The 21,593-nt window shown below is 42.9% G+C and carries 20 protein-coding genes, 1 pseudogene and 2 other annotated features (1 of these 23 cut by a window edge); all 21 genes and pseudogenes read left to right on the top strand.

The window, feature by feature from the left end:
- Window positions 1–195, top strand: a binding site (T-box leader); it begins 36 nt to the left of the window's first position.
- Between the two features lie 80 nt (window positions 196–275).
- The 21 genes and pseudogenes from cysE (at window position 276) to tuf (ending at window position 21,558) form a co-directional block, all read left to right on the top strand.
- Entirely contained in the window at window positions 276–929 is a 654-nt protein-coding gene (gene cysE, locus ACQVGS_RS21550; protein ID WP_059336716.1) for a serine O-acetyltransferase, read from the top strand.
- Window positions 926–2,326 (top strand): cysteine--tRNA ligase, encoded by a 1,401-nt coding sequence (gene cysS / locus ACQVGS_RS21545; RefSeq protein ID WP_059352661.1) that lies wholly within the window; start codon window positions 926–928, stop codon window positions 2,324–2,326. The genes cysE and cysS overlap by 4 nt, the downstream gene beginning before the upstream one ends.
- A 3-nt stretch (window positions 2,327–2,329) precedes the next feature.
- A pseudogene (locus ACQVGS_RS21540) lies at window positions 2,330–2,762 on the top strand (mini-ribonuclease 3).
- A complete protein-coding gene (gene rlmB, locus ACQVGS_RS21535) occupies window positions 2,746–3,495 on the top strand; it encodes a 23S rRNA (guanosine(2251)-2'-O)-methyltransferase RlmB (RefSeq protein WP_059336713.1) in 750 nt (249 codons plus the stop codon). The pseudogene ACQVGS_RS21540 and the gene rlmB overlap by 17 nt, the downstream one beginning before the upstream one ends.
- A 6-nt stretch (window positions 3,496–3,501) precedes the next feature.
- Entirely contained in the window at window positions 3,502–4,014 is a 513-nt protein-coding gene (gene rae1 / locus ACQVGS_RS21530) for a ribosome-dependent mRNA decay endonuclease Rae1/YacP (RefSeq protein ID WP_106021665.1), read from the top strand.
- A gap of 62 nt (window positions 4,015–4,076) precedes the next feature.
- Window positions 4,077–4,733 (top strand): RNA polymerase sporulation sigma factor SigH, encoded by a 657-nt coding sequence (gene sigH, locus ACQVGS_RS21525; protein WP_003225758.1) that lies wholly within the window; start codon window positions 4,077–4,079, stop codon window positions 4,731–4,733.
- Between the two features lie 92 nt (window positions 4,734–4,825).
- Window positions 4,826–4,975, top strand: a complete 150-nt coding sequence (rpmG, locus tag ACQVGS_RS21520) for a 50S ribosomal protein L33 (RefSeq protein ID WP_003156421.1) — start codon at window positions 4,826–4,828, stop codon at window positions 4,973–4,975.
- A gap of 33 nt (window positions 4,976–5,008) precedes the next feature.
- The gene (secE, locus tag ACQVGS_RS21515; protein ID WP_010327716.1) at window positions 5,009–5,188 is read left to right on the top strand and encodes a preprotein translocase subunit SecE; all 180 of its coding nucleotides are present in this window, start codon (window positions 5,009–5,011) and stop codon (window positions 5,186–5,188) included.
- A gap of 183 nt (window positions 5,189–5,371) precedes the next feature.
- Entirely contained in the window at window positions 5,372–5,905 is a 534-nt protein-coding gene (gene nusG, locus ACQVGS_RS21510) for a transcription termination/antitermination protein NusG (protein WP_010332761.1), read from the top strand.
- Window positions 5,906–6,072: 167 nt separating this feature from the next.
- Window positions 6,073–6,498: a 50S ribosomal protein L11 gene (gene rplK / locus ACQVGS_RS21505; protein ID WP_003156430.1), complete on the top strand. Its 426-nt coding sequence runs from the start codon at window positions 6,073–6,075 to the stop codon at window positions 6,496–6,498.
- A gap of 94 nt (window positions 6,499–6,592) precedes the next feature.
- The gene (rplA, locus tag ACQVGS_RS21500; RefSeq protein ID WP_003225765.1) at window positions 6,593–7,291 is read left to right on the top strand and encodes a 50S ribosomal protein L1; all 699 of its coding nucleotides are present in this window, start codon (window positions 6,593–6,595) and stop codon (window positions 7,289–7,291) included.
- Between the two features lie 47 nt (window positions 7,292–7,338).
- Window positions 7,339–7,478 (top strand) — a sequence feature (ribosomal protein L10 leader region).
- Between the two features lie 64 nt (window positions 7,479–7,542).
- The gene (rplJ, locus tag ACQVGS_RS21495) at window positions 7,543–8,043 is read left to right on the top strand and encodes a 50S ribosomal protein L10 (protein WP_044153425.1); all 501 of its coding nucleotides are present in this window, start codon (window positions 7,543–7,545) and stop codon (window positions 8,041–8,043) included.
- A 43-nt stretch (window positions 8,044–8,086) separates the two neighbouring features.
- On the top strand, window positions 8,087–8,458 hold the full coding sequence (gene rplL / locus ACQVGS_RS21490) for a 50S ribosomal protein L7/L12 (protein ID WP_003156436.1): 372 nt from the start codon (window positions 8,087–8,089) through the stop codon (window positions 8,456–8,458).
- 90 nt (window positions 8,459–8,548) lie between these two features.
- Window positions 8,549–9,154 carry a class I SAM-dependent methyltransferase gene (locus ACQVGS_RS21485; protein WP_101861385.1) on the top strand — a complete coding sequence of 202 codons (606 nt, stop codon included), beginning with the start codon at window positions 8,549–8,551 and terminating at the stop codon, window positions 9,152–9,154.
- A 249-nt stretch (window positions 9,155–9,403) separates the two neighbouring features.
- Window positions 9,404–12,985 carry a DNA-directed RNA polymerase subunit beta gene (rpoB, locus tag ACQVGS_RS21480; RefSeq protein WP_044153423.1) on the top strand — a complete coding sequence of 1,194 codons (3,582 nt, stop codon included), beginning with the start codon at window positions 9,404–9,406 and terminating at the stop codon, window positions 12,983–12,985.
- Window positions 12,986–13,046: 61 nt separating this feature from the next.
- Window positions 13,047–16,646 carry a DNA-directed RNA polymerase subunit beta' gene (rpoC, locus tag ACQVGS_RS21475; RefSeq protein ID WP_044153421.1) on the top strand — a complete coding sequence of 1,200 codons (3,600 nt, stop codon included), beginning with the start codon at window positions 13,047–13,049 and terminating at the stop codon, window positions 16,644–16,646.
- A 179-nt stretch (window positions 16,647–16,825) separates the two neighbouring features.
- The gene (locus tag ACQVGS_RS21470; protein ID WP_491830585.1) at window positions 16,826–17,074 is read left to right on the top strand and encodes a 50S ribosomal protein L7ae-like protein; all 249 of its coding nucleotides are present in this window, start codon (window positions 16,826–16,828) and stop codon (window positions 17,072–17,074) included.
- 114 nt (window positions 17,075–17,188) lie between these two features.
- Window positions 17,189–17,605: a 30S ribosomal protein S12 gene (rpsL, locus tag ACQVGS_RS21465; protein WP_003156445.1), complete on the top strand. Its 417-nt coding sequence runs from the start codon at window positions 17,189–17,191 to the stop codon at window positions 17,603–17,605.
- A 41-nt stretch (window positions 17,606–17,646) separates the two neighbouring features.
- Entirely contained in the window at window positions 17,647–18,117 is a 471-nt protein-coding gene (gene rpsG, locus ACQVGS_RS21460) for a 30S ribosomal protein S7 (protein ID WP_003225784.1), read from the top strand.
- A gap of 52 nt (window positions 18,118–18,169) precedes the next feature.
- Entirely contained in the window at window positions 18,170–20,248 is a 2,079-nt protein-coding gene (gene fusA, locus ACQVGS_RS21455) for an elongation factor G (RefSeq protein ID WP_095714790.1), read from the top strand.
- Between the two features lie 119 nt (window positions 20,249–20,367).
- Window positions 20,368–21,558 carry an elongation factor Tu gene (gene tuf, locus ACQVGS_RS21450; RefSeq protein ID WP_010332768.1) on the top strand — a complete coding sequence of 397 codons (1,191 nt, stop codon included), beginning with the start codon at window positions 20,368–20,370 and terminating at the stop codon, window positions 21,556–21,558.
- Window positions 21,559–21,593: the final 35 nt, after the last annotated feature.

The following is a 21,593-nucleotide window of genomic DNA, read 5'->3' as shown; positions in this document are numbered from 1 at the left end:
ACCAATACAGAAAGGATCTTCATTGGCTGAGAGAGATCCAGGAGTCGGGTTTTAGAAGTGCGCCCTTAAGACCTTTGAAGAACGTTTTTCGAAACCAGTATTCAAAGGCGGCCGCCGCCGTTACAGGCTGAAGTTGGGAGAGCAGGAGTCTGCTTTTCAAACAGAGTGGAACCGCGCGGTCAAAGCGTCTCTGTCATGTTTACATGCAGAGGCGCTTTTTTTATTGGGTCTAGAGGAAATAGATAGATGATAGCGGGTAGAATGGGGGGAAGCATGTGTTTTTTAAAATGCTCAAAGAAGACATTGATACGGTGTTCGATCAAGATCCTGCAGCACGAAGTTATTTTGAAGTGATTTTAACTTATTCCGGTTTACATGCTATATGGGCGCATCGGATTGCACATGCTTTATATAAACGAAAATTTTATTTCCTTGCACGCCTTATATCTCAGGTGAGCCGATTTTTTACAGGAATTGAAATCCACCCAGGGGCTACGATCGGAAGAAGATTTTTCATAGACCATGGGATGGGGGTTGTCATTGGGGAGACATGTGAAATCGGCAATAACGTAACCGTTTTTCAGGGGGTTACCCTCGGAGGAACGGGGAAAGAAAGGGGAAAAAGGCATCCGACAATTAAAGATGACGCATTGATAGCGACAGGTGCTAAAGTGCTCGGTTCAATAACTGTCGGTGAAGGCTCTAAAATAGGGGCTGGTTCAGTTGTGCTGCACGATGTTCCGGACTACTCTACAGTTGTCGGCATCCCGGGAAGGGTTGTCGTGCAAAACGGCAAGAAAATCAAACGGGATTTAAACCATCAGGATTTACCCGATCCGGTTGCTGACCGGTTTAAGTCTTTGGAACAGCAGATTTTAGAGCTGAAGACGGAACTTGAAGACAGAAAAGAAAGGATTAATCAAAAATGACAATCACTCTTTATAATACATTGACTAGACAGAAGGAAACGTTCGTTCCTCTTGAAGAGGGAAAAGTAAAAATGTACGTGTGCGGACCGACGGTTTACAATTATATTCATATTGGAAATGCCCGTCCGGCCATCGTTTATGACACGGTTCGAAACTATTTGGAGTATAAAGGCTACGATGTCCAATATGTCTCTAACTTCACAGATGTAGATGATAAATTAATTAAAGCGGCAAATGAACTTGGTGAAGATGTTCCGACCATTTCTGAGCGTTTTATTAAGGCATACTTTGAAGATGTGGGCGCTCTTGGCTGCAGAAAAGCGGACCTTCATCCGCGCGTCATGGAAAACATGGACGCGATTATTGATTTCATAGATCAGCTGGTGAAAAAGGGCTATGCTTATGAATCTGAAGGAGATGTTTATTTCAAAACAAGAGCATTTGAGGGATACGGAAAGCTCTCGCAGCAATCGATTGATGAATTGAGATCTGGCGCGCGCATCCGAGTTGGCGAGAAAAAAGAAGATGCTCTTGATTTCGCTCTGTGGAAAGCGGCTAAAGAAGGAGAAATCTCTTGGGATAGCCCTTGGGGGAAAGGACGTCCGGGCTGGCACATTGAATGCTCTGCGATGGTGAAAAAGTACTTAGGTGATCAAATTGATATCCATGCAGGCGGCCAGGATTTAACATTCCCTCACCATGAAAATGAAATTGCTCAATCAGAAGCGCTGACTGGCAAAACATTTGCGAAATACTGGCTTCATAACGGCTATATCAATATCGATAATGAAAAAATGTCAAAATCACTCGGCAACTTTGTGCTTGTGCATGACATTATTAAACAGCATGATCCGCAGCTGCTCAGATTCTTTATGCTGTCTGTTCACTATCGTCACCCAATTAACTATTCAGAAGAGCTTCTGGAGAACACAAAGAGCGCGTTTAACCGGTTGAAAACAGCGTACAGCAACCTTCAGCACCGTTTAAACAGCAGCACGAATTTAACAGAAGATGATGATAAATGGCTTGCAAAGATTGAAGAACATCGAACAGCATTTGAAGAAGCAATGGATGATGATTTTAATACAGCGAATGCCATTTCTGTTTTATTCGATTTGGCGAAGAATGCGAACTATTATCTTCAGGAAGATCATACGGCAGATCACGTTATTACAGCGTTTATTGACATGTTTGACCGAATTGTTTCTGTCCTCGGTTTCTCACTGGGTGAGCAGGAGCTTCTGGATCAAGAGATTGAAGATTTGATTGAAAAAAGAAATGAAGCGCGCCGCAATCGTGATTTTGCTCTGTCTGATCAGATCCGCGACCAGCTGAAAAGCATGAATATCATTCTTGAAGATACGGCTCAAGGCACTCGCTGGAAACGGGGAGAATAACGGATGCTTGATTTTGAAACGATAAAAGATTCAAAGCAGCTTAACGGCCTTGCGCTTGCTTATATAGGTGATGCCATTTTTGAAGTTTATGTGAGGCATCACCTGCTTAAGCAGGGATTTACCAAACCAAATGATCTCCACAAGAAATCAAGCCGGATCGTATCGGCAAAGTCACAGGCTGAGATCCTTTTCTTTCTGCGGAATCAATCCTTTTTCACGGAAGAAGAGGAAGCGGTGCTGAAAAGAGGCAGAAATGCCAAGTCGGGAACGATACCTAAAAATACAGATGTTCAGACGTACCGCTATAGTACAGCATTTGAAGCACTGCTGGGCTATCTTTTTCTTGAGAAAAAAGAAGAAAGACTGAATCAGCTTGTTGCTGAAGCTATACAATTCGGAACGGTCAGGGAGGAAAACAAATGAGTCAGCAACATGATTACGTCATAGGAAAAAATGCAGTGATCGAGACGTTAAAATCAGATCGCAAGCTGTATAAGCTGTGGATGGCGGAAAACACCGTAAAGGGACAAGCACAGCAGGTGATTGAGCTCGCGAAAAAGCAGGGCATTACCATTCAATACGTCCCTAGAAAAAAACTCGACCAAATGGTGACGGGGCAGCACCAAGGTGTAGTGGCGCAGGTCGCAGCGTATGAGTACGCGGAACTGGACGACTTATATAAAGCGGCAGAGGAAAGAAATGAACAGCCTTTCTTTCTCATTCTGGACGAGCTTGAGGACCCTCATAATCTCGGTTCAATTATGAGAACAGCTGATGCAGTCGGCGCCCATGGCATTGTCATTCCAAAACGCAGAGCTGTCGGTCTGACAACTACAGTGGCAAAGGCTTCAACAGGCGCAATTGAGCATATTCCAGTCGCAAAGGTCACCAATTTGGCGCGAACGCTAGAGGAAATGAAAGAGCGGGGAATCTGGGTTGTCGGAACGGATGCATCCGCGCGGGAGGATTACCGCACAATGGACGGCAGCATGCCTTTGGCTCTCGTCATCGGAAGTGAAGGAAAAGGAATGGGACGCCTGATTAAAGAAAAATGTGATTTTCTTATTAAACTCCCGATGGCAGGTAAAGTTACTTCACTCAATGCATCTGTAGCGGCGGGGCTTTTGATGTATGAAGTCTACCGGAAGCGAAACCCTCTGGGAGAATAATGATCAATGGATATCCTGTTAGTAGACGGATACAACATGATTGGAGCCTGGCCGCAGCTGAAGGATTTAAAAGCGAATAGTTTTGAAGAGGCGAGAGACGTACTGATTCAGAAAATGGCGGAATATCAATCGTATACAGGAAACAGGGTTATTGTCGTATTTGACGCGCATCTTGTGAAGGGAATTGAGAAAAAACAGACTAACCACAGAGTTGAAGTGATTTTCACAAAAGAAAATGAGACTGCGGATGAGCGGATAGAAAAGCTGGCACAGGATCTGAATAACATTGCGACTCAAATTCATGTTGCGACCTCTGACTACACTGAGCAGTGGGCGATTTTCGGACAAGGGGCATTGCGAAAATCGGCCCGGGAGCTCTTGAGAGAGGTAGAAGCGATAGAAAGGCGAATCGAAAGGCGGGTAAGAAAGATCACTTCCGAAAAGCCAGCGGGTAAAATTGCTTTATCGGAAGAGATTTTGAAAACGTTTGAAAAATGGCGGAGGGGCGACTTAGATTAAGTTGACGCTTTTTTGTCCAGTAATGTATAATATTTCTATCTACGTGCGCCGGGGGGATCGGAGTGAATCTACAGAACAACAAGGGAAAATTCAACAAAGAGCAGTTTTGCCAGTTGGAGGACGAGCAGGTCATTGAAAAGGTTCATGTTGGGGACAGTGATGCGTTAGATTACTTGATTACGAAGTACCGAAACTTTGTTCGTGCAAAAGCAAGATCCTATTTTTTAATAGGTGCGGACAGAGAAGATATTGTTCAGGAAGGAATGATAGGCCTCTATAAGTCTATTCGTGACTTCAAAGAGGACAAGCTTACCTCTTTCAAAGCTTTCGCAGAATTATGTATTACCCGCCAAATTATTACCGCAATAAAGACAGCTACTCGCCAGAAACACATTCCTTTGAATTCCTACGTCTCATTAGATAAACCGATTTTTGATGAAGAATCAGATCGAACGCTGCTTGATGTCATTTCGGGAGCGAAAACGTTAAACCCAGAAGAAATGATTATCAATCAGGAAGAATTTGATGATATTGAAATGAAAATGGGAGAACTTTTAAGTGATTTAGAGAGAAAAGTACTTGTATTATATCTAGACGGAAGAAGCTACCAAGAGATTTCAGATGAGCTGAACCGCCATGTCAAATCGATCGATAACGCCCTTCAGCGAGTCAAACGCAAGCTGGAGAAGTACCTGGAAATTCGCGAGATCAGTTTGTAATAGGGATTTATGGTATATTGACAGTATTTTTCTGACTATGATATGTTACTTAAGATAAGAACTAATGTCTATTTAGAAAAAGGTGTAATGACATGAGAAAAAAGATTACGTTAGCATGCAAGACATGCGGAAACCGTAACTATACGACAATGAAGAGCTCTGCATCAGCGGCTGAGCGATTAGAAGTAAAGAAATACTGCAGTACTTGCAATTCACATACAGCTCATCTTGAAACAAAATAGTGTTTGCGCTTTTAAATTGTGGAGGTCTTTTACATGCGTATTATGAGATTCTTTAAAGATGTTGGGAAAGAAATGAAAAAGGTAAGCTGGCCTAAAGGAAAAGAGTTAACTCGCTATACCATCACGGTTATTTCAACAGTTATCTTTTTTATTATCTTTTTTGCCCTCCTTGACACAGGAATTTCTCAATTAATTCGTTTAATAGTTGAATAATGATCAGCAATACGTGCTATAATAGATCATAATATCACTTGCCAAAACCCGTTCAGCGGGTTTTTTATTGTGGGTTAAAAATGAAAGTTATCATAGGCTTACCGCCTATTTTTTGCATGAAGCGTTATGGTAGTACACTAAAACCAAATGCGGGGAGGGAAGGACTGGACAGTCCTGAAGAGAATGGAAAAGAATTGGTATGTTGTTCACACGTACTCTGGTTATGAGAACAAAGTAAAAGCCAACCTGGAAAAACGTGTTGAATCAATGGGGATGCAGGATAAGATTTTTCGTGTAGTCGTACCTGAAGAAGAAGAGACAGATATCAAAAACGGCAAGAAAAAAGTCGTTAAAAAGAAAGTATTCCCTGGTTACGTCCTTGTTGAAATCGTCATGACGGATGATTCTTGGTATGTTGTCCGCAACACACCTGGTGTTACTGGATTCGTAGGTTCTGCCGGCTCTGGTTCAAAACCGACGGCGCTTCTTCCTGGCGAAGCAGAAACCATTCTGAAGAGAATGGGTATGGACGAACGCAAAACTGACATTGACTTTGAATTAAAAGAGACAGTGAAAGTGATAGACGGACCTTTTGCCAACTTTACGGGATCAATTGAAGAGATTGACTACGATAAAAGCAAGGTTAAAGTTTTCGTTAATATGTTCGGCCGTGAAACGCCGGTTGAGCTGGAATTTACCCAGATCGACAAATTGTAATGTGAAAAAACTTGAAATTGCTATATATAAATGATAATATAGCAAAGGTACGTCTTGGACTTATCCAAGGCAGCTAGCTTGATATTTCATCATTCATATAAAGAATGAAACCTTGAGTGGGAGGGTTTACCCTATTACCACATCACGGACTTAAGGAGGTGTGTCTCGTGGCTAAAAAAGTAGTAAAAGTTGTAAAATTGCAAATTCCTGCTGGAAAAGCTAACCCAGCGCCGCCAGTTGGACCTGCACTAGGTCAAGCCGGTGTTAATATCATGGGATTCTGTAAGGAGTTTAACGCTCGTACAGCTGACCAAGCTGGTTTAATCATTCCTGTTGAAATTTCGGTTTACGAAGACCGTTCATTTACATTTATTACAAAAACTCCACCTGCTGCAGTATTGCTTAAAAAAGCAGCTGGAATTGAGTCTGGTTCTGGTGAACCAAACCGTAATAAAGTGGCAACCGTTAAGCGCGATAAAGTACGCGAAATCGCTGAAACGAAAATGCCTGACTTAAACGCAGCAGACGTTGAAGCGGCAATGCGCATGGTTGAAGGTACTGCACGCAGTATGGGTATTGTAATCGAGGATTAATTTGTTTCTTGTCGGGTTGCGAGTTTTCACAAGTTCGCAACCCTTATTCGTGGGAGGTTATTCCGCTATAACCACATAAGGAGGAAATTTTAAAATGGCTAAAAAAGGTAAAAAGTACGCAGAAGCTGCTAAGCTTGTAGATCGTGCGAAAGCTTACGATGTTTCTGAAGCAGTAGCTCTCGTTAAAAAAACAAACACAGCTAAATTCGACGCTACAGTTGAAGTTGCATTCCGTCTAGGGGTTGACCCTCGTAAAAACGACCAGCAAATCCGCGGAGCAGTTGTGCTTCCAAACGGAACTGGTAAAACTCAGCGCGTTCTCGTTTTCGCAAAAGGCGAAAAAGCGAAAGAAGCTGAAGCAGCTGGTGCAGATTACGTTGGAGATACTGACTACATCAACAAAATTCAACAAGGCTGGTTCGATTTCGATGTAATCGTAGCTACACCTGACATGATGGGTGAAGTTGGTAAAATCGGTCGTGTACTTGGACCAAAAGGTTTAATGCCAAACCCTAAAACTGGTACAGTTACTTTCGAAGTTGAAAAAGCAATCGGCGAAATCAAAGCTGGTAAAGTTGAATACCGCGTTGATAAAGCTGGAAACATCCATGTTCCTATCGGTAAAGTTTCTTTCGAGGATGAAAAACTTGTTGAGAACTTCACAACAATGTATGATACAATCCTGAAAGCAAAACCTGCTGCAGCAAAAGGTGTTTACGTGAAAAACGTTGCTGTAACTTCTACTATGGGACCTGGTGTCAAAGTAGATGCTTCAACTTTCAACGTAAAATAATATTGACATGAATTCAACATTCTGATATGATTCAAAATGTTGTAAAATATAATATATCATTTATACCGTAGACAGTAGGGGCTTAACAGCTTAATATCCTACCGAGGTGTATATTATCACAGCTATTACGTTACGTATGCTTGTATATACAGCCTCCATGTCTCATGGAGGCTTTTTATATGGAATCCGTTTCTCAGTCGTGATCACCTAACGGTATAAGTGTTACACAAGAATCTACAGGAGGTGTAACCATGAGCAGCGCAATTGAAACAAAAAAAGTTGTTGTTGAAGAAATTGCTTCTAAATTAAAAGAAAGCAAATCAACGATCATCGTTGATTACCGCGGACTTAACGTTTCTGAAGTAACAGAACTTCGTAAACAGCTTCGTGAAGCTAACGTTGAGTTCAAAGTTTACAAAAACACAATGACTCGCCGTGCGGTTGAACAAGCTGAACTTGATGGTTTGAATGATGTCTTAACTGGACCGAATGCAATTGCATTCAGTACTGAGGATGTTGTCGCTCCAGCTAAAGTTCTTAATGAGTTTGCTAAACAGCATGAAGCTCTTGAAATCAAAGCTGGCGTTATCGAAGGTAAAGTTTCTACTGTTGAAGAAGTGAAAGCTCTTGCTGAACTTCCATCACGCGAAGGCTTGCTTTCTATGTTGCTTAGCGTACTTCAAGCTCCAGTTCGCAACCTTGCTCTTGCTGCAAAAGCTGTGGCAGATCAAAAGGAAGAACAAGGCGCTTAATCTAATCAGTCTTTAAAAATCAAAACAAATGGAGGAATTACAAATGGCTTTAAATATCGAAGAAATCATTGCTTCCGTTAAAGAAGCAACTGTACTTGAATTGAACGACCTAGTAAAAGCAATCGAAGAAGAATTTGGCGTAACTGCTGCTGCTCCTGTAGCTGTAGCTGGCGGAGCTGCTGCAGGCGGAGCTGCTGAAGAGCAAAGCGAATTCGACCTTATCCTTGCTGGTGCAGGTTCTCAAAAAATCAAAGTTATCAAAGTTGTACGTGAAATCACTGGTCTTGGCTTGAAAGAAGCTAAAGAACTTGTTGACAACACTCCAAAACCACTTAAAGAAGGTATTGCTAAAGAAGAAGCTGAAGAGCTTAAAGCTAAACTTGAAGAAGTTGGCGCTTCTGTAGAAGTTAAGTAATCTTCACTTGCCTGTAGGGGAAGCTCGCTTTTATGAGGCGGGCTTTTTCTTTGCCATTCTTTAAGTTATGAAAAAAAGGAGGTTCTAATAATGAGTGAGCACTATTATTCAGAAAAACCTTCAGTAAAAAGCAACAAACAAACATGGTCTTTTAGGCTTCGAAACAAGGAGTTTACGTTTACCAGCGACAGCGGTGTTTTTTCTAAAAAGGAAGTCGATTTTGGCTCGCGCCTGCTGGTCGAATCTTTTGAAGAGCCTGAAGTTGAGGGCAGCTTTCTAGATGTAGGCTGCGGCTATGGCCCGATTGGATTATCGCTGGCCGGCGACTTTAAAGACCGGACCATCCACATGATTGATGTTAATGAAAGAGCCGTAGAGTTATCAAATGAAAATGCAGAACAAAACGGAATAACAAACGTTGAGATTTACCAAAGCGATTTGTTTTCAAACGTTGACTCTGCTCAAACATTTGCTTCTATTCTTACAAATCCCCCAATCCGAGCCGGAAAAAAAGTTGTCCATGCTATCTTTGAGAAAAGCGCTGAACACTTAAAAGCTTCAGGTGAATTGTGGATCGTCATACAGAAAAAACAAGGTGCGCCTTCTGCCATTGAAAAGCTTGAGGAACTGTTCGAAGAAGTTTCTGTCGTTCAAAAAAAGAAAGGCTATTATATCATAAAAGCAAAAAAAGTTTGACTCGGTATTTTGGCTATGTTAATATTATAAAATGCCAATGTATATATTTAGATTGATATGATGAAATGTCAATATCTATGTATAAATTATACAAGTATGGAAATGCTAATAAAATCGGTATTTGTTTTTGGATGTGGTTTTCTTAATTAGAAACCCTTTTTTCTTTTGTCTTGTAAAAGTGTTTTCTTTCTTTCTTTGGAAGAAATGCTTATTACACATATAATACGCATGATTTGAGGGGTGAATCAGTTGACAGGTCAACTAGTTCAGTATGGACGACACCGCCAGCGCAGAAGCTATGCTCGCATTAGCGAAGTGTTAGAATTACCAAATCTCATTGAAATTCAAACCTCTTCTTATCAGTGGTTTCTTGATGAGGGTCTTAGAGAGATGTTTCAAGACATATCGCCAATTGAGGATTTCACTGGTAACCTCTCTCTTGAGTTCATTGATTACAGTTTAGGGGAGCCTAAATATCCTGTAGAGGAATCAAAAGAACGTGATGTGACTTACTCAGCTCCGCTAAGAGTGAAGGTTCGTTTAATTAACAAAGAAACTGGAGAGGTAAAAGACCAAGATGTCTTCATGGGTGATTTCCCTATTATGACAGATACAGGTACTTTTATCATAAACGGTGCGGAACGCGTTATCGTTTCCCAGCTTGTTCGGTCTCCAAGTGTATATTTCAGTGGTAAAGTAGACAAAAACGGTAAAAAAGGTTTTACCGCAACTGTCATTCCAAACCGTGGCGCATGGTTAGAATACGAAACTGATGCGAAAGATGTTGTTTATGTACGCATTGATCGCACACGTAAGTTGCCGGTTACGGTTCTTTTGCGTGCTCTCGGCTTCGGCTCCGATCAAGAGATTCTTGATCTTGTAGGAGAAAACGAATACCTGCGAAATACGCTTGATAAAGATAACACAGAAAACAGCGATAAAGCGCTGCTCGAAATCTACGAGCGCCTCCGTCCTGGAGAGCCGCCTACAGTGGAAAATGCGAAAAGCTTGCTTGATTCTCGTTTCTTTGATCCGAAACGATACGATCTTGCCAATGTAGGACGCTATAAAATTAATAAAAAGCTTCATATTAAAAATCGCCTCTTTAATCAGAGACTTGCTGAAACACTTGTTGATCCTGAAACAGGAGAAATCCTGGCTGAAAAAGGTCAGATTCTTGATAGAAGAACTCTTGATAAAGTACTGCCATACTTAGAAAACGGAATCGGTTTCAGAAAGCTGTATCCGAACGGCGGTGTTGTTGAGGACGAAGTAACGCTTCAATCCATTAAGATCTTTGCTCCTACTGATCAAGAAGGAGAACAGGTTATTAATGTCATCGGCAATGCTTACGTTGAAGAAGAGATTAAAAACATTACACCTGCTGATATTATTTCTTCTATCAGCTACTTCTTCAACTTGCTGCACGGAGTAGGCGACACAGATGATATTGACCATCTTGGAAACCGCCGTTTACGTTCTGTAGGTGAACTTCTCCAGAACCAATTCCGTATCGGTTTAAGCCGTATGGAGCGTGTGGTTCGTGAGAGAATGTCAATTCAAGATACGAATACAATTACACCTCAGCAGCTGATCAATATTCGTCCTGTTATTGCGTCCATTAAAGAGTTCTTTGGAAGCTCTCAGCTTTCTCAATTCATGGACCAGACGAACCCGCTTGCTGAATTAACACATAAGCGCCGTCTGTCGGCTCTTGGACCGGGCGGATTGACACGTGAGCGTGCCGGAATGGAAGTGCGTGACGTTCACTACTCCCACTATGGCCGTATGTGTCCGATTGAAACGCCAGAGGGACCGAACATCGGTTTGATCAACTCACTATCATCATATGCAAAAGTAAACCGTTTTGGCTTTATTGAAACGCCATATCGCCGCGTTGATCCTGAAACAGGAAAAGTGACGCCAAGAATCGATTACTTAACTGCTGATGAAGAGGATAACTACGTTGTCGCTCAGGCAAATGCACGACTCGATGACGAAGGTGCGTTTGTGGATGACAGCATTGTAGCCCGTTTCCGCGGAGAGAACACCGTTGTTCCTAGAAACCGTGTTGATTACATGGATGTATCGCCTAAGCAGGTAGTATCTGCTGCGACAGCATGTATCCCGTTCTTAGAAAACGATGACTCGAACCGTGCCCTAATGGGAGCGAACATGCAGCGTCAGGCTGTGCCTTTGATGCAGCCGGAAGCGCCATTTGTAGGAACTGGTATGGAATACGTATCAGGTAAAGACTCTGGTGCCGCTGTGATTTGTAAACACCCTGGTATCGTTGAACGTGTAGAAGCGAAAAACGTTTGGGTTCGCCGCTATGAAGAAGTAGACGGTCAAAAAGTAAAAGGAAACCTGGATAAATACAGCTTGCTGAAATTTGTCCGCTCTAACCAAGGTACTTGCTACAACCAGCGTCCGATCGTAAGTGTCGGCGATGAAGTGGTAAAAGGAGAAATCCTTGCTGACGGTCCTTCTATGGAGCTTGGTGAACTTGCACTTGGCCGTAACGTAATGGTCGGCTTCATGACATGGGATGGCTACAACTATGAGGATGCCATCATCATGAGTGAACGTCTTGTGAAAGATGATGTTTATACATCTATTCACATTGAAGAATATGAATCAGAAGCACGTGATACTAAACTCGGGCCTGAAGAAATCACCCGCGATATTCCGAACGTCGGTGAAGATGCGCTTCGCAATCTTGATGACCGCGGAATTATCCGTATCGGGGCAGAAGTAAAAGACGGAGATCTTCTTGTTGGTAAAGTAACGCCTAAGGGTGTAACAGAACTTACTGCAGAAGAACGCCTTCTTCATGCCATCTTTGGTGAAAAAGCCCGCGAGGTTCGTGATACTTCTCTTCGTGTGCCTCACGGCGGCGGAGGAATTATTCACGATGTTAAAGTCTTCAACCGTGAGGACGGAGACGAACTCCCTCCAGGTGTAAACCAGTTAGTACGCGTATATATCGTTCAGAAACGTAAAATTTCTGAAGGGGATAAAATGGCCGGTCGTCACGGTAACAAAGGTGTTATTTCTAAGATTCTTCCTGAAGAGGATATGCCTTATCTTCCTGACGGCACGCCAATTGATATCATGCTTAACCCGCTGGGCGTACCATCACGTATGAACATCGGGCAGGTATTAGAGCTTCACATGGGTATGGCCGCTCGTTACCTCGGCATCCACATTGCGTCACCGGTATTTGACGGAGCGCGTGAAGAGGATGTTTGGGAAACACTTGAAGAAGCCGGAATGTCTCGTGACGCTAAAACCGTTCTTTACGACGGACGTACCGGAGAGCCGTTTGATAACCGTGTATCTGTCGGTATCATGTACATGATTAAACTGGCTCACATGGTTGACGATAAACTTCATGCACGCTCTACAGGTCCTTACTCACTTGTTACGCAGCAGCCTCTTGGCGGTAAAGCTCAATTTGGCGGACAGCGTTTTGGTGAGATGGAGGTTTGGGCACTTGAAGCTTACGGTGCAGCTTACACTCTTCAAGAGATTCTGACTGTTAAGTCTGATGACGTGGTTGGACGTGTGAAAACATACGAAGCCATCGTTAAAGGCGACAACGTTCCTGAACCTGGTGTTCCGGAATCATTCAAAGTATTAATTAAAGAACTTCAAAGTTTAGGTATGGATGTGAAAATCCTTTCTAGCGATGAAGAAGAAATAGAAATGAGAGATTTAGAAGACGAAGAAGATGCAAAACAAGCTGACGGCCTGGCGTTATCAGGTGATGAAGAGCCGGAAGAAACAGCATCTGCAGACGTTGAACGCGATGTAGTAACAAAAGAATAATCTCTAGTTATAAAGGCAAGTGACATCGGTTAATCCGAAGATAAAAAGGGAGGTAGGCCCCTTGCTAGATGTGAACAATTTTGAGTATATGAACATCGGTCTTGCTTCACCGGATAAAATCCGTTCATGGTCTTTTGGTGAAGTGAAAAAGCCTGAAACGATAAACTATCGTACGTTAAAACCTGAAAAGGACGGTCTATTCTGCGAACGCATTTTCGGACCGACTAAGGACTGGGAATGTCATTGCGGGAAGTACAAGCGAGTTCGTTATAAAGGCGTAGTTTGTGACCGCTGCGGAGTTGAAGTAACACGGGCTAAAGTCCGTCGTGAGAGAATGGGGCACATTGAACTGGCTGCCCCAGTTTCCCACATTTGGTATTTCAAAGGTATCCCAAGTCGTATGGGTCTAGTGTTAGATATGTCGCCTCGTGCACTGGAAGAAGTTATTTACTTTGCTTCTTACGTTGTAACTGATCCGGCAAACACACCGCTTGAAAAGAAACAGCTTCTATCAGAAAAGGAATACCGTGCGTATCTTGATAAGTACGGTAATAAGTTCCAAGCATCTATGGGTGCGGAAGCGATTCATAAACTTCTTCAAGATATCGATCTTGTAAAAGAAGTTGATATGTTAAAAGAAGAGCTGAAAACATCTCAAGGACAGCGTCGTACTCGTGCGATCAAACGCCTTGAAGTTTTGGAAGCCTTCCGTAACTCAGGAAACAAGCCTTCTTGGATGATCCTTGATGTGCTTCCTGTTATTCCTCCTGAGCTCAGACCGATGGTTCAGCTTGATGGCGGACGTTTTGCGACTTCTGATTTGAACGACCTTTATCGTCGTGTCATCAACCGTAACAATCGTTTGAAACGCCTTTTAGACCTTGGTGCGCCTAGCATTATCGTTCAAAACGAAAAGCGTATGCTTCAAGAGGCTGTCGATGCTTTAATTGACAACGGCCGTCGCGGACGCCCTGTAACAGGTCCTGGTAACAGACCATTAAAATCTCTTTCTCACATGCTGAAAGGGAAGCAAGGCCGTTTCCGTCAAAACCTTCTTGGTAAACGTGTCGATTACTCCGGACGTTCTGTAATCGTCGTTGGTCCTCATCTGAAAATGTACCAATGCGGATTACCGAAGGAAATGGCGCTCGAACTTTTCAAACCTTTCGTTATGAAAGAGCTTGTTGAAAAGGGTCTTGCTCACAACATTAAGAGTGCGAAACGTAAAATTGAGCGCGTACAGCCTGAAGTATGGGATGTACTAGAATCAGTTATCAAGGAGCACCCGGTCCTTCTGAACCGTGCCCCTACGCTTCACAGATTAGGTATCCAAGCGTTTGAACCGACACTTGTTGAAGGACGCGCAATCCGTCTTCACCCGCTCGTATGTACAGCTTATAACGCTGACTTTGACGGTGACCAAATGGCGGTTCACGTACCATTATCTGCAGAAGCTCAAGCTGAAGCACGCATCTTGATGCTTGCCGCTCAAAACATCTTGAACCCTAAAGATGGTAAACCAGTTGTAACACCGTCTCAGGATATGGTACTGGGTAACTATTACCTGACTCTGGAGCGTGCTGGTGCTGTTGGTGAAGGTATGGTCTTCAAGAATACGGATGAAGCGCTTCTTGCTTATCAAAACGGATATGTTCACCTTCATACGAGAGTGGCTGTTGCAGCGAACTCCCTTAAGAACGTGACATTTACCGAAGAACAGCGCTCAAAATTGTTAATTACAACTGTCGGTAAATTGGTCTTCAATGAAATTCTTCCAGAATCATTCCCTTACATGAATGAACCAACGAAGAGCAACATTGAAGAGAAAACACCAGACCGTTTCTTCTTAGAAAAAGGTGCCGATGTAAAAGCTGCCATCGCACAGCAGCCAATCAATGCACCGTTTAAAAAAGGTATTCTGGGTAAAATCATCGCGGAAATCTTTAAACGATTCCACATTACGGAAACGTCTAAAATGCTTGACCGCATGAAAAACCTAGGTTTCAGATATTCAACAAAAGCTGGTATTACAGTTGGGGTTTCTGATATCGTCGTTCTCGATGATAAACAAGAAATTCTTGAAGAAGCACAGGGCAAAGTTGATAACGTTATGAAGCAGTTCCGCCGCGGTCTAATCACTGAAGAAGAACGCTATGAGAGAGTTATCTCTATCTGGAGTTCTGCAAAAGACGTTATCCAAGGCAAACTGATGAAATCACTTGATGAGCTCAACCCGATCTACATGATGAGTGACTCTGGTGCCCGTGGTAACGCGTCTAACTTTACTCAGCTTGCCGGAATGCGCGGTCTGATGGCCAACCCGGCTGGACGTATCATTGAGTTACCGATCAAATCTAGTTTCCGTGAAGGTCTGACAGTATTGGAGTACTTTATCTCCACTCACGGTGCGCGTAAAGGTCTTGCCGATACCGCCCTTAAAACTGCTGACTCAGGTTACCTTACACGCCGTCTTGTTGACGTTGCACAGGATGTTATCATCCGTGAAACTGATTGCGGAACTGACCGTGGCATCCTTGCTCAACCGCTTAGAGAAGGCACTGAAATCATTGAGCGCTTAGAAGAACGCTTAATCGGCCGTTTTGCAAGAAAACAAGTGAAACACCCTGAAACAGGTGAAGTGCTTGTAAACGAAAACGAACTGATCGATGAAGATAAAGCGATTGAAATCGTTGAAGCCGGCATTGAAGAAGTGTGGATCCGTTCTGCCTTCACATGTAATACGCCTCATGGTGTATGTAAACGATGCTATGGCCGAAACCTTGCGACTGGTACCGATGTAGAAGTCGGAGAAGCAGTTGGAATCATCGCTGCCCAATCAATCGGTGAGCCTGGTACACAGTTAACAATGCGTACATTCCATACAGGCGGGGTTGCAGGAGACGATATCACACAGGGTCTTCCGCGTATCCAAGAGCTTTTCGAAGCGCGTAATCCAAAAGGTCAGGCAACAATTACCGAAATCGACGGTACAGTCGTTGAAATCAATGAAGTTCGCGACAAACAGCAGGAAATTGTGGTTCAAGGCGCAGTTGAAACACGCTCTTATACGGCACCATATAACTCCCGCTTAAAAGTAGCGGAAGGAGATAAAATTACTCGAGGCCAAGTGCTGACAGAAGGTTCAATCGATCCGAAGGAACTTCTTAAAGTGACTGACCTGACTACTGTTCAAGAGTATCTTCTTCATGAGGTTCAAAAGGTTTACCGTATGCAGGGTGTTGAAATCGGCGATAAACACGTAGAAGTAATGGTTCGCCAAATGCTTCGCAAAGTACGTGTGATTGATGCCGGTGAGACTGATGTGCTTCCTGGCTCATTACTTGATATTCACCAATTTACTGAAGCGAACAAAAAGGTATTGCTGGAAGGCAAACGTCCTGCTACAGGCCGTCCTGTCTTACTCGGTATTACCAAAGCTTCTCTTGAAACTGATTCATTCTTATCTGCTGCTTCCTTCCAGGAAACAACACGTGTCCTTACAGACGCAGCGATCAAAGGTAAGCGTGACGAACTTCTCGGCCTGAAAGAGAATGTTATCATCGGTAAGCTTGTTCCGGCTGGTACTGGAATGATGAAATACCGAAAAGTAAAACCTGTTTCAAATGTTCAGCCGACTGAGGACATGGTTCCGGTTGAATAACTGATATCATGCTGCTGAGAGACTGCAAAACAGTCTTTCAGCAGTCATATTTAAATAAAAAAATCACTCTATGAGAAGATAGAAACTAAAAAATGTCATACCTTGTTGACATTCGTCTCCTAGAATGATAATATAACCAAGGTGCTCGAAATAAACCTGTTACTTTGGAGGATATGTTTATGTCTTATGATAAAGTATCACAGGCCAAATCAATTATTATTGGTACGAAGCAAACAGTGAAAGCTCTAAAACGAGGTTCAGTAAAGGAAGTAGTCGTTGCAATAGACGCTGATCCTATTCTTACGTCAAGTGTGATAACACTTGCGAAAGATAATGGGATTGCTGTCTCAATGGTTGAATCCATGAAAAAGCTCGGCAAAGCCTGCGGAATTGAAGTAGGAGCAGCAGCTGTTGCCATTATGTTATAACGTACTTTTTGTTTTTGCGTGAGATTTATTCTCGTGTAAAGACATTGTTTTTTGCCTATTGATGAACCACCTGGGTATGTGGGTTATAAAACGTAATGAAGGGAGGAACAAAACATGCCTACAATTAATCAGCTAATTCGCAAAGGACGCGTGAGTAAAGTAGAAAACTCAAAGTCTCCTGCACTTAACAAAGGATACAACAGCTTTAAAAAAGAGCACACTAATGTATCTTCTCCACAAAAACGCGGGGTATGTACTCGTGTTGGTACAATGACACCGAAAAAACCGAACTCAGCACTTCGTAAATATGCTCGTGTTCGTTTGACTAACGGAATTGAGGTTACTGCTTACATTCCTGGTATCGGTCACAACCTGCAAGAGCACAGTGTTGTACTTATCCGCGGCGGACGTGTAAAAGACTTACCAGGGGTACGTTACCACATCGTTCGTGGTGCGCTTGACACTGCTGGAGTTGAAAACCGTGCGCAAGGCCGTTCTAAATACGGTACTAAACGTCCTAAAGCAAAATAATAAACGTATAAACGTATAATTGATGAAGGGAGGATATTCAGATGCCACGTAAAGGTCCTGTAGCAAAAAGAGACGTTTTACCTGATCCGATTTACAACTCTAAGCTTGTATCTCGTCTAATCAACAAAATGATGATCGACGGTAAAAAAGGTAAGTCTCAAACAATCCTATACAAGTCATTCGATATCATTAAAGAACGTACTGGCAATGATGCAATGGAGGTTTTCGAACAAGCATTGAAAAACATCATGCCTGTACTTGAAGTGAAAGCACGCCGTGTAGGTGGTGCGAACTACCAAGTTCCTGTAGAAGTTCGTCCTGAACGTCGTACTACTCTTGGACTTCGCTGGTTAGTTAACTATGCTCGTCTTCGCGGAGAAAAAACGATGGAAGAGCGTTTAGCTAACGAAATCCTTGACGCAGCTAACAACACTGGTGCTGCTGTTAAGAAACGTGAAGATACTCATAAGATGGCTGAAGCAAACAAAGCATTTGCTCACTATCGTTGGTAGGATTTATATACTAAAAAACACAATTTCCCAATAAGGAAGGAGAAATTACCCAATGGCAAGAGAGTTCTCCTTAGACAAAACTCGTAATATCGGGATCATGGCTCACATTGATGCCGGTAAAACGACTACTACAGAACGTATCTTGTTCTATACTGGTCGTATCCACAAAATTGGTGAAACTCATGAAGGAGCTTCACAAATGGACTGGATGGAGCAGGAACAAGAACGTGGTATCACAATCACTTCCGCTGCGACAACTGCACAGTGGAAAGGATACCGCGTAAACATCATCGATACTCCAGGACACGTAGACTTCACAGTTGAAGTTGAACGTTCTCTTCGTGTACTTGATGGTGCTGTTGCTGTACTTGACGCACAGTCTGGCGTTGAGCCTCAAACAGAAACTGTTTGGCGTCAAGCAACAACTTACGGAGTACCGCGTATCGTTTTCGTCAACAAAATGGACAAAATCGGTGCAGACTTCCTTTACTCTGTAGGAACTTTAAGAGATCGTCTTCAAGCTAACGCTCATGCAATTCAATTGCCGATCGGCGCTGAAGACAACTTCGAAGGTATCATTGACCTAGTAGAAAACGTTGCGTATTTCTACGAAGATGATCTCGGAACTCGTTCTGATGCGAAGGAAATCCCTGAAGAGTACAAAGAGCAAGCTGAAGAGCTTCGCAACAGCCTCATTGAAGCTGTATGTGAGCTTGATGAAGAGCTTATGGACAAATACCTTGAGGGTGAAGAGATCACTATTGACGAGTTAAAAGCAGGTATCCGTAAAGGTACTTTAAATGTTGAATTCTACCCAGTTCTTGTTGGTTCTGCCTTCAAAAACAAAGGTGTTCAATTAGTGCTTGATGCTGTTCTTGACTACCTTCCTGCACCAACAGACGTTGCTGCAATCAAAGGTATACGTCCTGATACAAATGAAGAGATTGAGCGTCATTCTTCTGATGACGAGCCATTCTCTGCATTAGCATTTAAAGTTATGACTGACCCTTACGTTGGTAAGCTGACGTTCTTCCGTGTGTACTCTGGAACACTTGATTCTGGTTCATACGTGAAAAACTCAACTAAAGGCAAACGTGAGCGTGTTGGACGTATCCTTCAAATGCACGCCAACAGCCGTGAAGAAATCTCTACTGTATATGCAGGAGATATCGCAGCTGCTGTAGGTCTAAAAGATACTTCTACTGGAGATACTCTATGTGATGAAAAGGATCTAGTTATCCTTGAATCAATGGAATTCCCAGAACCAGTTATCGACGTTGCAATTGAGCCTAAATCAAAAGCTGACCAAGATAAAATGGGTATCGCTTTAGCAAAACTTGCTGAAGAGGATCCAACATTCCGTACTCAAACAAACCCGGAAACTGGTCAGACAATCATCTCTGGTATGGGTGAGCTTCACCTTGATATCATTGTTGATCGTATGAAGCGTGAATTCAAAGTAGAAGCTAACGTTGGTGCTCCTCAAGTTGCGTACCGTGAAACATTCCGTTCCGGTGCAAAAGTTGAAGGTAAATTCGTACGTCAGTCTGGTGGACGCGGTCAGTTCGGTCACGTTTGGATTGAATTCGAACCAAACGAAGAAGGCGCTGGCTTTGAATTCGAAAATGCGATTGTCGGTGGGGTTGTTCCTCGTGAATACATCCCAGCTGTTCAAGCAGGTCTAGAAGATTCACTTGAAAATGGTGTATTAGCTGGATTCCCGCTTATCGACATTAAAGCAAAACTTTTTGATGGATCTTACCATGATGTTGACTCAAACGAAATGGCATTTAAAGTTGCAGCTTCTATGGCATTGAAAAATGCAGTCAGCAAATGTAACCCAGTTCTTCTTGAACCAATCATGAAAGTAGAAGTGGTTATTCCTGAAGAATACATGGGAGATATCATGGGGGATGTTACTTCTCGTCGCGGACGCGTAGAAGGTATGGAAGCTCGCGGTAACGCGCAAGTTGTTCGTGCGATGGTTCCTCTTGCTGAAATGTTCGGTTACGCTACTGCCCTTCGTTCTAACACGCAAGGTCGTGGTACGTTCACTATGCACATGGATCACTACGAAGAAGTGCCGAAGAGCATTGCTGAAGAAATTATCAAAAAAAATAAAGGCGAATAATTGATTTTGCCTCTTAACTCAAGTATAACTACTATTGTAAGATGAGGAAGTGAAAGCTTTCTTTCACTTCCTATCACTCTATACATTACTAATTAAAAGCTCTTAAGGAGGATTTTAGAATGGCTAAAGAAAAATTCGACCGTTCCAAATCACATGCCAATATCGGTACAATTGGACACGTTGACCATGGTAAAACAACTTTAACTGCTGCTATCACAACAGTACTTCATAAGAAATCTGGTAAAGGTACAGCTATGGCGTACGATCAAATTGATGGTGCACCAGAAGAACGTGAGCGCGGTATCACAATCTCTACTGCACACGTTGAGTATGAAACTGAAACTCGTCACTATGCACACGTTGACTGCCCAGGACACGCTGACTATGTTAAAAACATGATCACTGGTGCTGCGCAAATGGACGGAGCTATCCTAGTAGTATCTGCTGCTGATGGCCCAATGCCACAAACTCGTGAGCACATCCTTCTTTCTAAAAACGTTGGTGTACCATATATCGTTGTATTCTTAAACAAATGCGACATGGTAGACGACGAAGAGCTTCTTGAACTAGTTGAAATGGAAGTTCGCGATCTTCTTAGCGAATACGACTTCCCTGGTGATGATGTACCAGTTATCAAAGGTTCTGCTCTTAAAGCTCTTGAAGGAGATGCTGAGTACGAAGCTAAAATCTTCGAACTTATGGATGCAGTTGATGAGTACATCCCAACTCCAGAACGTGACACTGAAAAACCATTCATGATGCCAGTTGAGGACGTATTCTCAATCACTGGTCGTGGTACAGTTGCTACTGGACGTGTTGAGCGTGGACAAGTTAAAGTCGGTGACGAAGTTGAAATCATCGGTCTTCAAGAAGAAAACAGCAAAACAACTGTTACTGGTGTTGAAATGTTCCGTAAGCTTCTTGATTACGCTGAAGCTGGAGACAACATTGGAGCCCTTCTTCGCGGTGTAGCTCGTGAAGATATCCAACGTGGTCAAGTACTTGCTAAACCAGGTACAATCACTCCACACAGCAAATTCAAAGCTGAAGTTTACGTTCTTTCTAAAGAAGAGGGTGGACGTCATACTCCATTCTTCTCTAACTACCGTCCTCAGTTCTACTTCCGTACAACTGACGTAACTGGTATCATCCATCTTCCAGAAGGCGTAGAAATGGTTATGCCTGGAGACAACACTGAAATGAACGTTGAGCTTATCTCTACAATCGCTATCGAAGAAGGAACTCGTTTCTCTATTCGTGAAGGCGGACGTACTGTTGGTTCAGGCGTTGTTTCTACAATCACTGAGTAATAGTATATTGAAAACGAGATCCTTTGGGTCTCGTT

It is taken from the genome of Bacillus sp. SD127, assembly GCF_058566445.1.
The sequence above is the reverse complement of the archived record's forward strand: the minus strand, read 5'-3'. Positions and strand labels throughout refer to the sequence as shown.

Bases quoted from the DNA above. Each gene is read 5' to 3' on its own strand.
- cysS (WP_059352661.1), top strand. From the start codon at position 926: ATGACAATCACTCTTTATAATACATTGACTAGACAGAAGGAAACGTTC.
- rlmB (WP_059336713.1), top strand. From the start codon at position 2,746: ATGAGTCAGCAACATGATTACGTCATAGGAAAAAATGCAGTGATCGAG.
- rae1 (WP_106021665.1), top strand. From the start codon at position 3,502: ATGGATATCCTGTTAGTAGACGGATACAACATGATTGGAGCCTGGCCG.
- rpmG (WP_003156421.1), top strand. From the start codon at position 4,826: ATGAGAAAAAAGATTACGTTAGCATGCAAGACATGCGGAAACCGTAAC.
- secE (WP_010327716.1), top strand. From the start codon at position 5,009: ATGCGTATTATGAGATTCTTTAAAGATGTTGGGAAAGAAATGAAAAAG.
- nusG (WP_010332761.1), top strand. From the start codon at position 5,372: ATGGAAAAGAATTGGTATGTTGTTCACACGTACTCTGGTTATGAGAAC.
- rplA (WP_003225765.1), top strand. From the start codon at position 6,593: ATGGCTAAAAAAGGTAAAAAGTACGCAGAAGCTGCTAAGCTTGTAGAT.
- rplJ (WP_044153425.1), top strand. From the start codon at position 7,543: ATGAGCAGCGCAATTGAAACAAAAAAAGTTGTTGTTGAAGAAATTGCT.
- rplL (WP_003156436.1), top strand. From the start codon at position 8,087: ATGGCTTTAAATATCGAAGAAATCATTGCTTCCGTTAAAGAAGCAACT.
- ACQVGS_RS21485 (WP_101861385.1), top strand. From the start codon at position 8,549: ATGAGTGAGCACTATTATTCAGAAAAACCTTCAGTAAAAAGCAACAAA.
- ACQVGS_RS21470 (WP_491830585.1), top strand. From the start codon at position 16,826: ATGTCTTATGATAAAGTATCACAGGCCAAATCAATTATTATTGGTACG.
- rpsL (WP_003156445.1), top strand. From the start codon at position 17,189: ATGCCTACAATTAATCAGCTAATTCGCAAAGGACGCGTGAGTAAAGTA.
- rpsG (WP_003225784.1), top strand. From the start codon at position 17,647: ATGCCACGTAAAGGTCCTGTAGCAAAAAGAGACGTTTTACCTGATCCG.
- fusA (WP_095714790.1), top strand. From the start codon at position 18,170: ATGGCAAGAGAGTTCTCCTTAGACAAAACTCGTAATATCGGGATCATG.
- tuf (WP_010332768.1), top strand. From the start codon at position 20,368: ATGGCTAAAGAAAAATTCGACCGTTCCAAATCACATGCCAATATCGGT.